The organism is Salinivibrio sp. ML323 (genome assembly GCF_001995745.1).
Classification (GTDB): Bacteria; Pseudomonadota; Gammaproteobacteria; order Enterobacterales; family Vibrionaceae; genus Salinivibrio; species Salinivibrio kushneri.
The window spans coordinates 74615-90326 of sequence record NZ_MUES01000003.1 but is presented as its reverse complement, the minus strand read 5'-3'; the positions used below and the strand labels follow the sequence as shown (position 1 = coordinate 90326).

Below are 15712 nucleotides of genomic sequence, written 5' to 3'. Positions count from 1 at the left end.
AAAGCCGCCACAAGGATCAGATGGGCAGGAAGCGAGATGCTAGACGATATCCTCCGCGTCTCTCAGGATGGTCAGCGTGTATATTTATCGGCAGGGAACGTCGAGCATACAAATGGCCAACCCATAGAGAAAAAACAGATTAAGGACTGGTTGGTGAGCAACCAAGTCGATGGCTTTTTTTGTTTTGATGATACGATAGAGTCAGCCCTCACCAAGTTAAATGCCTCGCCGGATGATGCTGAGTCGGAAGATTTCATTATAGCAGAACGCCGTGATGCAACTATCGAGGCGCGTATCGCCGATGATAAAATGACGGCCTATTTGATCGTTAACGGCGCTTGTGGCGGGCGTGGACTGAAAGCCGATGACATTCTTTCGACACTGCGTGATGCTAATATTGTTCGAGGGATAAAAAAACCAACCCTGCAAAAACTTCTCTCCGCATCAGGAAAGCTCAAACCTGGTGAATATCTCGATGTGCCCGTTGCATTCGGCCGACAGCCTATCGCCGGCGAAGATGCACACCTTGTCTATCTCATTGAAGATCCTACCGAGCGTGTTCGTCGTCCCAAACAGCGTGAAGATGGAACCGTTGATATGCGTGATTTAGGGGAAATGGTGATGGTGAAGCAAGGACAGCCTTTAGCAAAACTGATCCCAGAAACGTCGGGTTATGAGGGCTTCACGGTCACTGGCTCAGTGTTGTCGACCTCGTCCGGTCAGCCAATGACACTCACCGCTCACCCAGGTAGTGAGTTCAGTAACAAAGATCCCAATATTTTGGTGGCGACCATGGCCGGGATCCCTCGGTTACAAAAAGACGGTGTGGCTGTCGATGATGCCTTGAGCTTAGATGCGGTTGATGTCGGTACTGGGCATGTCAACTTTGAAGGCAGTGTGGTGATTAAAGGGGATGTCGAAGTGGGTATGAAGGTCACGGCATCGGGAACCGTCACGGTAGGAGGAGTGGTAGAATCGGCGACCATCACCGCCGGTGCCGACATTATTGTCCAGAATGGGATTATCGGCCGACAAGTTGCAGCCGATTCTGATATTAATTGTACCCTGATTGCGGAGGGCAATATCGTTGCCAAATTCGCGCAGTATGCCACGCTCTGTGCCAATCAAAACCTAGAACTTACCTTGCATGCCATGCACTGCAAAACACATGTGGGGCAGTCAATCATCATTACTGATGCCACTAAGCGCAAAGGGACATTAGCGGGCGGTCAACATGAAGTCGGTGAGAAAGTACAGGCGGTGATTATCGGCGCCAGCGCAGGGGCGCATACGTATATCCATTGTTTCCCGCGTCTGCCGATACTTAAACGGGAACTCGTCAATCTAAACAAAAGCTGGGAAGAGAAAAGTGCCCAACTGGACAAGATCCAGGCGGCAGAGAAAAAACTTGACGCTGTTCCAGAAGAGAAGCGCGACGCCGCGATGGTGGAAAGAATAAGTTCGACACGCGAGCACCTTTCTACCGAGCTAAGTGAAATAGAAGCCACGGTGGAAGAAACAGATGCGGCGATAGAAAGCGGATACAAAGCCGCCAGTATCATTGCGACTAAGTCATTACTGAATCGTGTCCATTGTACTATCGGCGAAGACAAGCACGTGATTCACTCAGAGCATGGTCCATCACATTTGTTTTATGATAATGCGGCGATTGAATTAAAGCCGTATCAAGCCAATGGTTAACGCTGATTTACAGTGTAAACTGTTAGCCAACCTTACGGATTTTCCCTCTTTTAAGGCTTGAATTACCATCCCCGCTCGCTCAGCCGCGCGGGGAAGTAAAAAAGGTGAGAGGTAGCCGTCGGAGATAGGGAGTCCAGACACAAGGGCATCGGGGGAGTTCGCGTTACCGAAGTAACGCGATACATAAATCAATGATTGCAGGAGCGGATCTTTAACCATGGCTGTCCTGAGTGTTATTGAAGATATAGCCTTGGAAACCATTGACGAAAAGCTCGGAAAGGTGAGCAAGTTGTGCGTCTGTTTCCACGCGTGTCGCGATAGTGGTGATATTTAAGTTATGCGCGGTGCGACAAATTGATGCCAAGACATGCCCTTGGGCATCGTCTTCTATATGGCTGGTATAGGCAAAGTCTATTTTTACGTAATCGGGCTTAAAGCGTTGTAAGTAATCCAAAGACTGGAAGTTGCGACCATAATTATCGACGCCAAATTGGAAGCCTGCTTGACGGATTTGATCGATCAACAAGCCAGTGTGATCAGCATGACGAACAAAAGCGACCTCTGGGATCTCAAATAACAGTTGGCCGGCCTGTTTGCGGTGCTGATACAAGGTTGTTCCCAACCAACGAATAAACGACGCATTGGTCACACTACTCAAGGTGAGATTCACCGCCAATGGCCCGACACTGGCGTCTTGAGATAATGTCTTAAGCACGTGAGTAATGACATACTTATCGAGGGTCTCACCCAGCTGGAGCTGTTCCACGGCCCCTAAAAAGTGCCCAGCCCCATAATACTGGTCGTCTTTTTCTATCGCAGAAAAGACCTCTTGATGCAGTCGGTTTGATTCGCTGTCTGTGGCGGGTTGGTATTTGAACACAAACAGCTCTTGTGCGACGGCTTCATGCAGCAGTGCTTTCCATTGCTGTTTACCCATTGCAGCGTCACCGATGGATTGGTCAATCAGTACGACAGGGTGCTCTGGCGTATTGCGTGCTTGTGATAAGGCATTATCTGCTTGTGACAGTAGCACGCTGGCATCCTGGTTCCCGCCGCCATTGATAGCTAACCCAACCGCTACCTTAGGTGGCGTGAGGCCGGTCGGATCCGCTTGCATGTCCACGACCATGGCGAGCACACTCTCGCCGAGCAAGCGTAAGTCATCAGGGTCTGAATTCGGGGCTAGGATCACAAATTCATCTTTGCTCAAACGCGCTGCGGTCATGTTGTCGTCGCTGATAATCGTGGTAGTGAGGTTATTCGCAAATTGCTCAACCACACGGTCCCCCGCTTCGAAGCCATGGTTTTTATAGGCCTCCCCAATGAGATCCACTTTAATTAACGCCATACCGCCAACACCAGACTCGGTTAACCAAGATTTAAGCTGGCCAACATAGAAGCTGCGGTTACCGAGGCCAGATACCGCATCTCGATAGGCGGTTTTACGTAACCGGTCGGCTTCTTTTGCTTGTTGTTCAAAGTAGTTTTTGAGCTGATCGGTCATGACATTAATGGCATTGACCACGGTTTTAAGCTCTGTCGTGGGAGGAAGCGGAATGGGATCACCAAATTTGTTTTTGGCGATTTCGCCCGCTTTGGCCGTAATGCGCGCAAGCGGTCTCAGAGAGCGCTGTAATTGCCAGCCGATGATCACGGACGCGACCAAAAAGATAATCGCCAGAATTGTCCCTAGCTGGACAAATGATTTCCATAGTTGCTTATATGCATACCCTGGATGCGCGACCACTTCGACTTCGGCAAGTTGCATCCAACCACTGGTGATGGTTTGCTTTTCTGTGATCACAGGAAAAATATCGAGATCGATAAACCACTGGGGAACGCCCTGAATTTCTACCGGGTACTCGCGAACAATCTCGCTGTTATCTGACAGCAAGGTCAAATTAACCTCGCGGTAAAAGCCGCCATCAAAAAACGCATTGATCACTGACTCGGCGGCGACTTTATCATCCGATTCTAAATAGGGTGCCAAGGCTAACCCCATCGAATTGACCGTGTTGTTGACATCAGAGGTTTGCTGATTGAGTAAAAAGTTGCGTGTGGTGTTCAGCTCGATACCGAAGACGGCCAGCACTATGCAGAAGAAAATCACTAGCATCCATGAGAATATTTGGTTGAATAACGTCATCGGTGTTTACCTATCAAATTGTCTAATCGGTTTTTTCATCTTTAAGGTGTCGATACGGCTACGTAAATCATTCCAAAGGCCAAGTCGGGAGGCGTTGCCAGCAAGCTCGCCTTGGCCGCGTTCTTTCATTAACCATAGTCGGCTACCATTAAAGCTATATATAGGAAGCAGGTCGCGTCTTAACGACGCACGTTTAATTGCTGGATCTAAGTTATCGAGTAGCACCGGCTCGGAGGACGGTGTTGGGTAATACGCAACGACCATATGAAATTGGTCGAGACGGATTGCTTTTACGTACACCAGGCGCAGCTTTTTATCATCAATGCCTAACTCGCGAAGCGAAAAGTATTTTGCGATACTAAAATCTTCACAATCACCGGCGGCGGCACCAAGAAACTCTAAAGGCGTTGCCCAGTAGTCTTTTTTTCCCCATAGGTCGATATCATCGACAAAGTACATCTGATTAAAAAAATCATTCACCTTGCGCAGCTTTTCTTGCTCTGATAAGCCTTGGGTCTTTTCCACCATGTTGCGCCATGCCGTGACACGCTTACCCGCGCGTTCACCATAAAAGCTCGATACTTGTCCCACCCAGCGTGACTCTTTGGTGGTCAGACTCATCGCGCTGAGAGAGAGCAACAAACATAACCCGGCAATATGCCATTGCTTCATAAATGGTTTCGCTTTAAGACTGAGGTTGACGAGTAAAAATAGTTCATGCTCCCTCGAGCTTCCCTCTTTAAGTCCAATGTTTGACGACTGGAGATATATCGTTTCGGGCTCCTAACTCATCGTAAAATGGTCCTGAGCGTCGAGGTCGTATGACAAGAAGTTTGCCATAGCGGTGACCTAGGTTACAGCTTTGATCGTCGCTTTTGCGTGGTCACCGATGTTCATGAGTGGACTTGACCCGCTTCCTATGTTGTTAGCTTCTAGTTTAGACTTTTAGCGCGCTTTTGTGCTGGTGCGCGAGTTAAAGAGAAAAGTGACGTGAAGGCGTAAGTGTTAATGTCAATATCTCTAAGAGAGAACAGACTGATCTTTGTATTGGCAGCCACGTAATCGGTTTGTGCTTGTTTATTGACAAAGACCTGCGCAAAATAGTTGAAAATAAACGAATTGGAGAAAGCAATGGAGTTGTCAGACATTCGAAGAGAGTACACCCAAGGGGGATTACGTCGTGATGATTTACCCGATGCGCCCATGGATTTATTTGGCCAGTGGTTGCAACAAGCCATTGATACCCAAGTGCCAGATCCAACCGCAATGACTGTCGCCACGGTTGATGAAGATGGACAACCTTTTCAGCGCATCGTTTTGCTTAAAGACTTTAATCAAGAGGGGTTTGTGTTTTACACCAACTTGGGAAGTCGCAAAGCGCTGCATTTGAAAAAAAACAGCAAGATTAGCTTGCACTTTCCTTGGCATTTTATCGAGCGACAAGTCCATATTATGGGGGAAGCGGAGCCTCTGAGTAAAAAGGAGGTGTTTAAGTATTTCACTTCTCGCCCCAAAGAAAGCCAGATCGCGGCATGGGCGAGCAAACAAAGCGAACGTTTATCAGCACGCTCGGCGTTAGAAGGCAAGTTTTTGGAGCTGAAAAAACAGTTCGAGAAAGGGGAAGTGCCTGTCCCTACATTCTGGGGCGGTTATCGCATCAAGCCTAAAAGCATTGAGTTTTGGCAAGGTGGCGAGCACCGCTTACACGATCGTTTCTTATATCAACGGCAAGAGGATGACAACTGGGCGATTGAGCGCTTAGCGCCATAGCCGCCGCCCCTTTGATGATAGCGACGAGGGACATCTTAGCGCCCTCATCGCGCAGAACTGGCGGCAAGAGGGCGCACTGTTGAACTGGGCGCTGTCTGATTAACCTCGTAGCACCACAGACAATTGCTGGGTTAACAAGCTTTCTGGAATCGCGGAGCCAAATCCCTGCGCGAGCGCATGCTCGAGTAAGCCTGCTTTGGAGTCGACATCGAACTTTTCGCGTAAATGCGCAAAGTGATTTTCGATGGTTTTGACGGATACCGACAATGTCTGCGCGATCAATTGCGGTTTCTTGCCATGCAGATGAAGGAACAGTACCTCCCGCTCTCGCGATGTCAGGTGTACCTGAGCTTCACCATGATGATGATCGGATAACGCCTGTTCAGGGTGAGTGACTGCACGGCACACCCAATGTCCCACTTCTAAAATGGCGGTGTCGCTCAGCTCCTGGCCACAGAACATGACCCCACAAATATACCCCTGTTCATTAAACCAAGGCGTTTTGGTAAACAGGTGCGCATGCCAACGGCCATTGGCATAGGGATGAATATCGAGCACACGGAGTCGCTTGCCTGTTTTCATCACGTATTGGTCTTGCGCTTGAAATTGATCGGCACAACGCGTGGTGGGGCAGGGCATATCATGATCTGTCTTGCCTATGCAGTCTTGCGGTTGTTTGAGGCCCACAAGACGGCAGTATTCACTATTGGCGTAAACAAATACCGATTGTGTATCTTTGCAGCCCCAGCAGCCGGGTAATTGCTCGAGCATAGACAGAGCAGGAGGAACGTGATTCATATCGCTTACCCATTCATTGTTATTATTATTGGACGTCATCGCCCATCAAAATATAGAAAAACGGACACGTTATTGGAGCATAAAAAAAAGCCGGCATAAAGCCGGCAAAGACAAGATTTCCCCAAAGGGAGTTATCCTGTACGACGTGTAGAAGAGGTTGTTTAGATAATTCACTGGTATCATGAGGGTTGTTGATACAAGATCGTTATCTAACTGCACCTAACAGTGTTAGGAACTGCAAACGCGTCTATCGGGACAAATTGCGTTTACGAGGTCTACTATATCCAGAAGACTAGACGTTGGGTAGGGGGGATTTGACCTATTGACATTGAGTAAAGCAACTTAATATCAAGATTGTTGATCTTATCTTACTCGAAAAAAACGCCGCTAACGAGTAGCGGCGTGTGTTTTCTACTATTTTGATGAGGCGAGTGAGATCAAGGTGTTTTGATATCTCGCACCACGCGGAACCCAAGGTAATTGGCGCTGGTGTTCTCTCCTAACTCCAAACGCTCGGAAACGCGAGAGCGTTGAGGTGAAAAGTTCCACGCACCGCCGCGAGCAATAGGGGTATCATTGCTTACCCACTCCCAAACATTGCCTGCGGTGTCATAAACACCGAACGGGTTAGGTGGAAAGCTTTTAACCGGCGAAGTGCGGTCGTTTGACCATACCGTGCCGCTCCAGCCGGTGTTGGCGTTGCCAACACCGATTTCATTGCCCCACCAGTAATCGCTTTCCGTGCCACCACGGGCAGCGACTTCCCACTCAACGTCGTTTGGAAGCGCGTAGCGCTGACCCGTTTGCTGGCTTAGCCACTCGGTGTAAGCCTCGGCATCATCTTTATTGACACAAACGACTGGGGAGTCGGCCGCTTGATCAAAGCCGGGTTGACGCCAGTCTGTATCCAAGCTTTGGTTGATCTCGCCATTTACCAGCTTATCGCAGCCATTACCTTGTTCGGCTGCGGTGACATAACCGGAGGCGGTGACAAAGGCGTCAAACTGCTCTACCGTGACGGGTGTGGCGCCCATCGCAAATGATTGCTGAATAGCCACATTTTCACCTGCATCTGGCCCGACTTTGTATTCGCCAGCGCCGATCACCACCATTTGCGGTGCTTCGAGATTATTGGCAACCGGGTCGGTAAACTTCTTCCCAGGACTTGGTGGCTGGTTAGGTTGCTCTTTCAGTTTGGCCCACACTACCTGATCTTTACCTAAATACACTTCTCGATCGTAGGGGACAAAACCCGGTTTGGTGACCGTTAAGTCATGGTTACCGACGGGTAGCATGAGTTCTACCGGTGTGCTGCCGTATGACACATCATTAATGGTCACACTGTCATCGTAACGATTGGAGCGTATCGTCACGTTAACCCAGCGTTTCGCTTGCTGTTTACGATTGGCCTGCTGCTGTGCTTGAGTGGTTTCAACACAGTATCTGTCTTCTAGATCAAGCAGTCGACATGCCGCCGTTTTATCGGGACGGCTTACCAGCTCGGCGTTAACACGCGTTGTGTAGTCCATACCACCGGTAAAGCCCGCGTCAACGACTTCACTGTTAGTGACGTGGATATTAAACGCCACTTTATCGATATTTTCCTTCACCGCATTGGATTCGGTCACAAAGTCCGTTACCTGGCCTCGGAAGTCACGAATCGCTTTTTGCATGGTCAGCGTCTTAGCTTGGTTCGCGCACGCCGACAATGTCATGTTGGGTGAACAGGTCAAGCTATGGACAACTTCAATCGTGTCTTTTTGGGTGAGTTCTTTACGTAGACGCTCTGCACGTGCTTCGCGCATGGCCTCATGTAAATTCTCAAGGGTGGTTGCCAATAAGGCTTGTTCTCGTTCAAGTTTCGCCAGTCGTTTCTTCTGCTCAATAATGGCGGACTCGTTGGCAGCTTGTTTTTGCTGGTGATTGTTCACCTGCTGCCATGCTTGTTGGTAGGCCTGCTGATACGGACTGATATCTGTGCTCGGGTCAGCGATTAAATCCTGAAATTTCGCATCCAGCTCTGCTTTAGCATTACTGCGTTTACGCTTCAGGTTACTCAGTTCATCTTCTAACGTCGCGCGCTTGACCAAAAGGTCATCCAATTTCGCCTGCTGCAGAGCCAGTTCATCGTTTCGAGTCTCCAACGTTTCTTCTTTATCGCGGAGCTTCTCAACCAACTCACTGACCGGATCGAGATTATCAGCGGAAGACGCGTTTTCAGCGAACGCCAACTCGGTTAGCAGTAGGGGAGGGAGCGCTAAGCATAACGCTTTTATATATTTCGTTGTCATAGTTCCCTTGCTTACGCATGTCGCAATAATAATACCTATGTCCAAAAAGTAGACTATCACGGAAACCCGCGTTGCCACGCAAACCGTGCTAATTATTTGACGGCAGTCAGCATTCTGCGACGTGATCGGTGCAACTGTGCTCATGGTTTTTATGTTTATGCGAGATTACCTTAAGCGGTGGCTTGCTTCAAATAAGATTGCATGACGGCACAATAAAACGGAAGAATGATCAAGGTGTTGATCCCCTTTGATCGCCTCGAAACAATGATCAAGTAAGTGATATTTCCATCGAATAAAAATTAAGTCGTTGAATTTTATGTTATTTACATATATCAGAGGTGGTTTTTTTATCGCATTGTTCTCGATATTACCCCGATCAATGTGCAATACATGAGGGATCCTTCGCATTTTTAGCGTCAAAATGACATAGGCCGTAAAAAATACACTACTTGATCATTGTTCCGCAACGTTGAGAATAAGCACAGAGAATCCAGTCGCACACGGGTGACAAGCGTGCCAGAATAATGAAAGAGGAAGTTGAATGGTTGACGGCAAAGCCGTAATCCGCACCGAGAGGGAGAGCCATGGTGACAAAAACACCCAAAGTCTCTGAAGTGATCGCCTTACCTCGACAACAGCTTCACCATAGCCATGAGTACAAGCAGGTCGTGATTGGTCTGCAAGGGCAAACGGAATTCGATGTTGATGGGCGAGGTAGTCTGGTGGGCCCAGGCCAAGGCTGTTTGGTGGGAGAATCACAAGAGCATGCTTTTACCGGGGTGGGACGTAATGAAATTCTGGTGATTAACCTTCCATACCAAGAATGGGTGGGGCATGCATCCATGCATGACAACATTGCGCGTTTATTTAGTCGCGAGCCTTACTTCCAGCTCGACACCCATGCACAAACGCTGATCAAGGCGCTGACAGCCGAGATGATCGCCAACCCATCTGATTTACTGCTGAGCCGCGCATGTGCTGATACGCTGATGTGTGTATTACATCGCCATTTCCGTGATCATGTTTCGCCGCGACGAGATGGCCATCGCTTAAACATGGATATCATTGACCGTTATATTCACCAGCACATCAGCCGCAAGATCACGGTAGCGCAGCTAGCAGGCAGTGTGTTTCTGGCTGAAAGCCAATTCCACCAGTTATTTAAAGAGCAGGTGGGCACCACGCCGCATCAATATGTGCTTGAAAAACGCTTTGCTTTAGCGAAACAACTGATTAAAGAAAGTGAGTTGACCATGGCACAAATTGCCGATAGTTGCGGTTTCTCTAGCCAGAGTGGTTTCACCAATGCGTTTTCTCGCTATTTTGGGCTCTCTCCTGCCAGGTTTAAGGGCTCGGTTTAAGCTTGGCCCAATATGCTTTCGCCCTCTCAGGCATCAATAATATGCACTTCATTTGTTATGCCATTATGGCGATCGACCGCTTTATTTGTTAATCATCGGAGGATTTTGCAATAATGCCGGTGTATTTTGTAAGACCCTACTGATAGACCACGCATAGAATCGATCGCAAAGTAACAATGACGTAACATTTTTCCTGCCCGAGTTTGGGAGGACGTGAGTGAGGATACCACTATGTTTAAAGCCATCGATGCTATGCAGCCCTCGTTTATCGAGCGCCCACTAGCGCAGATCTGGTCTGAAATCTCGCCGCTGTATTGCGTTGACGAAAGCCTATGGCTTCAACAGTTAATTCCCTTAGCGGAAGCCACTGACAGTGAGCGTGAGCAAACACGTCGTCAAGCCACGCAGTTGATTGAGCAGGTACGGGCGGATAAAAAAGCCGTTCAAATGATTGATGCGCTCTTGCTTGAGTACAGCCTGGATACCCGTGAAGGGATTTTGTTGATGTGTCTGGCTGAAGCGCTGATGCGGATCCCTGATTCGCACACCGCCGATGCACTTATCCGCGATAAACTGAGTGTTGCTGACTGGAAAGCCCATTTGCGCCACTCCGACTCCCTGTTTGTTAATGCCTCAACGTGGGGACTGATGCTCACCGGAAAAGTGGTGACCTTGGATGAAAGCACCGAAGGGAAACCAGCCTCTGTTATAAACCGTCTTGTTAACAAAATGTCCGAGCCAGTGATTCGCCAAGCCATGCATCAGGCGATGAAAATCATGGGCCACCAGTTCGTGCTTGGCCGTGATATTGATGAAGCACAGAAGAACGGTGAGGGCCCACGCAATAACGGCTTTACCTACTCATTCGATATGTTAGGGGAAGCGGCACTGACGCAAGAAGATGCCAAAGCCTACTTAGAGGATTACTTACAAGCGATTGAGTCGGTGGGCGATGCCAAAGCAAGCTATCAAGGCCCATCGCCATCGGTCTCTATCAAGCTGTCGGCTTTGCATCCGCGCTATGAAGCGGCTAACTACGATCGCATGATGGACGAAATGTTCGATACTGTGCTGGTGCTGCTTGAGCGCGCCCGTGAAAAAGATGTCGCGATCACCATTGATGCTGAAGAAGCGGATCGTCTAGAACTCTCGCTAGCCCTATTTGAAAAGCTATACCGCGATCCTGTGGTTAAAGGCTGGGGGAAATTTGGTTTGGTGGTGCAAGCCTATTCAAAACGTGCGCTCCCTGTGATTACTTGGCTAGCGGCTTTAGCGAAAGAGCAAGGCGATGTGATCCCAATGCGCTTGGTAAAAGGGGCGTACTGGGATAGCGAGATTAAACTGTGCCAGCAAGGTGGGCACCATGGTTATCCGGTATTCACCCGTAAAGAGGCGACTGATGTCTCTTATCTCGCCTGTGCCCGTTTTCTGTTGAGCGAGCATGTCCGTGGGCTTGTTTATCCGCAATTTGCCAGTCACAACGCCCATACCATTGCCGCGATAGCCTCGATGGCAACTCATCAAGATTTTGAGTTTCAGCGCCTTCATGGCATGGGTGACGCGCTGTATAACCATGCGAAAGCCTTGTTTAACACTGAGGTGCGCATTTATGCCCCAGTGGGCAGCCACAAAGACTTGCTCCCTTATTTGGTGCGCCGCTTACTGGAAAATGGCGCAAACAGCTCTTTTGTTCACCGCTTGGTTGATGCACGTTGCCCGATTGACGATCTGATTGCGGATCCTGTCGATACACTGCGCGCTAACCCAACACTGCATAACGATCGTATCCCCTTGCCGTTAGATATCTTTGGCGCGTCGCGTAAGAACTCTCAAGGCGTAGCCACTGATATCGACTCAGAATGGCAGCCTTTCACCGCAAGCGTTGCGCCTTTTATGGGCGCGCACCAATGGCAGGCCGGCCCCATTGTCAATGGCCAGCGTCTGGCTGGCGATACGCATCCTATCGCTGCGCCTTATGATCGCGAAGAGCCAGTCGGTCACGTTGACTGGGCGACGTCTGACCAAGTCAACAATGCACTCGATATTGCCGCGAATGCTTACCCAGAGTGGTCGAAAACAGCGGTCAGTGAGCGTGGTAAGTACTTACTTGACTTGGCTGATAAACTTGAAGCGAATTTAGGTGAGCTGGTGGCGATTTGTCATCGCGAAGCCGGTAAAACGATTCACGACAGCATTGATGAAGTGCGTGAAGCGGTAGACTTTTTGCGTTACTACCCCGAGCAGGCCAAAGCATTGCAGGGCGAGCCGCTTTCATACACAGGGTTTGACGGCCAGATGCAGTCCGTGACCTATCAAGGTCGTGGTGTCTTTACCTGTATTAGCCCGTGGAACTTCCCATTAGCTATCTTTTTGGGGCAAGTCAGCGCGGCGCTGGTAGCTGGTAATACCGTGGTGGCAAAACCGGCAGAGCAAACATCCATTATCGCTTATCGCGCGATTGAGTTGCTACTTGAAACCGGGATCCCAACTGGCGTTATCCAACTGCTTCCAGGCAGTGGGCCTGTGGTAGGGGCGCCATTAACCGAAGATAGCCGCATTGCCGGTGTGGCGTTTACAGGGTCTACTCCGACTGCACAACGTATTACACGCACGTTAGCCGATCGCGATGCTGATCCTGTGCCAGTGGTGGCAGAAACTGGCGGACAAAACGCCATGCTGGTAGACAGTACCGCCTTACCTGAGCAAGTGGTGCGTGATGTATTGCGTTCCGCGTTTGCCTCTGCGGGGCAGCGTTGTTCAGCTCTGCGTGTTTTATACATTCAAGAAGATATCGCAGACCGTGTGATTAGCCTGATTAAAGGCGCAATGGCGGAGCTGTCAGTGGGCCGTCCAGAGCGGCTGTCTACCGATGTGGGGCCGGTGATTGATCAAACCGCGAAAGATAAATTGCTTGCTCACATAGAACAAATGAAGCGCAACGGCAAATTAGTCACCCAGGTACCGCTTTCGGCTGAGTGCGACAAAGGCACCTTTGTCCCGCCAACAGCCTTTGAAATTCGCAGCATAGACCAGCTGAGTGAAGAGCACTTTGGTCCGATTTTGCACATTGTTCGCTATCGCGCCAACGAACTCGACAAAGTGATTGATGATATCAACCGAACGGGTTTCGGCCTGACAATGGGTGTGCATAGCCGTAATGAAACCACGTGTGCCCACATCGAGCACCGCGCGCGCGTCGGTAACTGCTATGTGAACCGTGATCAAGTCGGTGCGGTGGTTGGGGTTCAGCCTTTTGGTGGCCGTGGCCTGTCAGGCACTGGGCCGAAAGCAGGTGGTCCCCATTATCTCTACCGCTTTACACAAGCGTCAGTAAAGGTTCAATAAATCGGTTGGTATCAGATCAGGAGAAGCGTGATGGAGCAATTAAATAACGTTTTAGAGCAGTGTGACGCGGTATGGGAAGACTGGAACGATCAAACCGTTGCTGGCCGCATCATTTTATTACAGCGGTGGTCTGAAACCGTTGCCGCACGGGGCGATGACTTTGCCCAAGCGGCGAGCATGATCCGTTTTCAGTGCGACAGCGCAGACCGACTGCTCAACAAAGTACATGAATTACCAGGGCCAACAGGAGAAACTAACGAGCTCTATACGGCAGGACGTGGCACCGTCGTGGTGACAGGCGATGCCTCGCTGACGTCCGTTGCCTTATGTGGCCAGTTAGCCGCTGCGTTGGTAGCCGGTAATTGTGTGGTAGTGAGTGTTGAGGGCACTCACACTGATATGGTCGACGCTGTACTGGCCGACCTCGTGAAAGCTGGATGCCCAGACCGTGTGGCCGTGCGCGTTGGTATTGACGCGCTTAGCGATCTGCTGGTTCATCCGCATATCGTCGGGTTGGCAACGACAGGGGAAGACGCACATGTGCGGCATGTCAATCGCCAACTTGCACAACGACAGGGTGTGATTGCCACACTGGTTGCGGAAACTGACACGGCGCATTATCCCGTGATTGGTTCGCCCGACTATGTGTTGCGTTTTGTGACCGAATGCACCCGAACCATAAATATCACTGCTGTAGGTGGTAATGCCACGCTTCTGGAACTCGGCAGTGGTGAACATTAACTTTCCAGAGATGGCCCCGACTGGGGCCATGTAATTGAGGGACAGATATGATAGACAATAGCTATGCCATCAGTGCAACCTTTCTGGCATATCTCATCATGATGCTTGCCATTGGTGTATATGCCTACAAACGCACATCCAACTCCGAAGACTACTTCCTCGGGGGGCGTTCATTAGGCCCATGGCCCGCCGCCTTGTCAGCGGGTGCATCAGACATGAGTGGTTGGTTGCTGCTTGGCCTGCCTGGCTATGCCTACGCTGCGGGAATGGAATCACTTTGGTTAGCAGGCGGTTTGCTGCTAGGGACTTACCTGAACTGGTTAATTTGTGCCAAGCGCCTGCGTACTTACAGTATTGAAGCAGATAACGCATTGACGTTACCGGAGTTTTTTGCCCGTCGTTTTGAAGACAAATCAAAACTGCTGCAAACCATCTCTGCTTTCTTCATTTTGCTTTTCTTCCTTTTCTATACCAGTTCAGGTTTGGTTGCAGGGGGCAAACTCTTCACCACGGTGTTTGGGTTTGATTACACCACTGCGGTGGTCATTGGCACCATTTGTGTTGTGTCTTATACCTTGTTCGGTGGTTTCTTAGCGGTATCTTGGACTGACTTGGTACAAGGTTTGTTGATGGCGGCAGCCCTGTTGGTCGTGCCCTTCGTTATCATGGACGGTAGCATCTTCAAATTAGGTGGCGACGTAGCGGCGATTAACCCTGAATTGATGACGATCTGGCGTGATGTTGAGGGCGAGCCTCTGTCTTGGATCGGCATTGCATCGCTGGCCGCATGGGGACTGGGTTACTTTGGACAGCCACACATTTTGGCACGTTTCCAAGCGACCCGTTCAAACAAAGACATTACCACCGCGCGTCGTATTGCGGTTGGTTGGTCTGCGCTTTCAATGTTTGGTGCGGTGCTTATCGGGCTGGTGGGTATTTTGTACGTGCAAAACGACATGACCGGTGACCTGAAGGATGGCGAGAAAATCTTCATGCTTCTCGTTAACGCGGCCTTCCACCCTGTCATCGCCGGTATCCTGCTCGCCGCGATTTTGGCCGCGATCATGAGTACCGCGGATTCACAGCTACTGGTGTCGTCGTCTGCGTTAGCAGAAGATTTCTATAAGCAAGTGTTCCGTCCCGATGCCTCCACGCAAGAAGTGGTCATGGTCGGTCGTGGTGCAGTTATCTTGCTCTCGGCGATTGCGCTTGGCTTAGCGATGGATCCAGAAAGCTCAGTCCTTGGCCTGGTGTCGTATGCATGGGCAGGCTTTGGTGCAGCCTTTGGTCCAGCACTACTGTTAAGCCTGTTCTGGCGTGACATGAACCGAAATGGTGCACTGACTGCGATTCTCGTCGGCGGCGTGACAGTTGTGGTATGGAAACAGCTTTCAGGCGGCATTTTCGATCTGTATGAAATTGTTCCTGGCTTTATCTTCGCGGGATTGGGCGCGATTGTGGTAAGTAAAGCAACCGGTGGCCCAAGCGAGTCGGTAGCCAAGCAATATGAGTCTTATGAAAAGAGTTTAGAAACCATGGCGTAAGCGTTGGTGACAAAT

Annotated in this window: 10 protein-coding genes; 6 read left to right on the top strand and 4 right to left on the bottom strand. The window is 49.9% G+C overall.

Features of this window, described 5'->3' with window-relative positions; translation table 11 throughout:
- Positions 1-36 precede the first annotated feature (36 nt).
- Positions 37-1701, top strand: a complete 1665-nt coding sequence (locus BZG13_RS03430; RefSeq protein WP_069360880.1) for a DUF342 domain-containing protein — start codon at positions 37-39, stop codon at positions 1699-1701.
- A gap of 211 nt (positions 1702-1912) precedes the next feature.
- Here BZG13_RS03430 and BZG13_RS03420 read toward each other — a convergent pair whose 3' ends face one another.
- Together BZG13_RS03420 and BZG13_RS03415 are read right to left on the bottom strand one after the other, a co-directional pair.
- Entirely contained in the window at positions 1913-3847 is a 1935-nt protein-coding gene (locus tag BZG13_RS03420; RefSeq protein WP_077485039.1) for a bifunctional diguanylate cyclase/phosphodiesterase, read from the bottom strand.
- 6 nt (positions 3848-3853) lie between these two features.
- Positions 3854-4519, bottom strand: a complete 666-nt coding sequence (locus tag BZG13_RS03415; protein ID WP_077485037.1) for a transglutaminase-like cysteine peptidase — start codon at positions 4517-4519, stop codon at positions 3854-3856.
- A 459-nt stretch (positions 4520-4978) separates the two neighbouring features.
- Here BZG13_RS03415 and pdxH point away from each other — a divergent pair, with 459 nt between their 5' ends.
- Positions 4979-5617, top strand: a complete 639-nt coding sequence (gene pdxH / locus BZG13_RS03410) for a pyridoxamine 5'-phosphate oxidase (RefSeq protein ID WP_069360872.1) — start codon at positions 4979-4981, stop codon at positions 5615-5617.
- Between the two features lie 99 nt (positions 5618-5716).
- Here the strand turns inward: pdxH and BZG13_RS03405 are convergent, their stop codons facing one another.
- Both BZG13_RS03405 and BZG13_RS03400 read right to left on the bottom strand, forming a co-directional pair.
- Complete coding sequence (locus BZG13_RS03405) at positions 5717-6415, bottom strand: helix-turn-helix transcriptional regulator (RefSeq protein WP_108743510.1); 699 nt, start codon at positions 6413-6415, stop codon at positions 5717-5719.
- Positions 6416-6852: 437 nt separating this feature from the next.
- Positions 6853-8706 carry an SUMF1/EgtB/PvdO family nonheme iron enzyme gene (locus BZG13_RS03400; protein ID WP_077485033.1) on the bottom strand — a complete coding sequence of 618 codons (1854 nt, stop codon included), beginning with the start codon at positions 8704-8706 and terminating at the stop codon, positions 6853-6855.
- Between the two features lie 584 nt (positions 8707-9290).
- Between BZG13_RS03400 and BZG13_RS03395 the strand changes: the two genes are divergently transcribed.
- The 4 genes from BZG13_RS03395 (at position 9291) to putP (ending at position 15697) form a co-directional block, all read left to right on the top strand.
- Positions 9291-10067, top strand: coding sequence for a helix-turn-helix transcriptional regulator (locus BZG13_RS03395; protein ID WP_069360869.1), 777 nt, complete (start codon positions 9291-9293; stop codon positions 10065-10067).
- A gap of 231 nt (positions 10068-10298) precedes the next feature.
- Positions 10299-13412 (top strand): bifunctional proline dehydrogenase/L-glutamate gamma-semialdehyde dehydrogenase PutA, encoded by a 3114-nt coding sequence (gene putA, locus BZG13_RS03390; RefSeq protein WP_077485031.1) that lies wholly within the window; start codon positions 10299-10301, stop codon positions 13410-13412.
- Between the two features lie 30 nt (positions 13413-13442).
- A complete protein-coding gene (locus BZG13_RS03385; protein ID WP_077485029.1) occupies positions 13443-14153 on the top strand; it encodes an aldehyde dehydrogenase family protein in 711 nt (236 codons plus the stop codon).
- A 47-nt stretch (positions 14154-14200) separates the two neighbouring features.
- Complete coding sequence (putP, locus tag BZG13_RS03380) at positions 14201-15697, top strand: sodium/proline symporter PutP (protein ID WP_069360866.1); 1497 nt, start codon at positions 14201-14203, stop codon at positions 15695-15697.
- Positions 15698-15712: the final 15 nt, after the last annotated feature.

Excerpts from the sequence above, each read along its gene's own strand:
- BZG13_RS03400 (WP_077485033.1), bottom strand. The coding sequence starts at position 8,706 with ATGACAACGAAATATATAAAAGCGTTATGCTTAGCGCTCCCTCCCCTA.
- BZG13_RS03405 (WP_108743510.1), bottom strand. The coding sequence starts at position 6,415 with ATGAATCACGTTCCTCCTGCTCTGTCTATGCTCGAGCAATTACCCGGC.
- BZG13_RS03385 (WP_077485029.1), top strand. The coding sequence starts at position 13,443 with ATGGAGCAATTAAATAACGTTTTAGAGCAGTGTGACGCGGTATGGGAA.
- pdxH (WP_069360872.1), top strand. The coding sequence starts at position 4,979 with ATGGAGTTGTCAGACATTCGAAGAGAGTACACCCAAGGGGGATTACGT.
- putP (WP_069360866.1), top strand. The coding sequence starts at position 14,201 with ATGATAGACAATAGCTATGCCATCAGTGCAACCTTTCTGGCATATCTC.
- BZG13_RS03395 (WP_069360869.1), top strand. The coding sequence starts at position 9,291 with ATGGTGACAAAAACACCCAAAGTCTCTGAAGTGATCGCCTTACCTCGA.
- BZG13_RS03415 (WP_077485037.1), bottom strand. The coding sequence starts at position 4,519 with ATGAAGCAATGGCATATTGCCGGGTTATGTTTGTTGCTCTCTCTCAGC.
- putA (WP_077485031.1), top strand. The coding sequence starts at position 10,299 with ATGTTTAAAGCCATCGATGCTATGCAGCCCTCGTTTATCGAGCGCCCA.
- BZG13_RS03420 (WP_077485039.1), bottom strand. The coding sequence starts at position 3,847 with ATGACGTTATTCAACCAAATATTCTCATGGATGCTAGTGATTTTCTTC.
- BZG13_RS03430 (WP_069360880.1), top strand. The coding sequence starts at position 37 with ATGCTAGACGATATCCTCCGCGTCTCTCAGGATGGTCAGCGTGTATAT.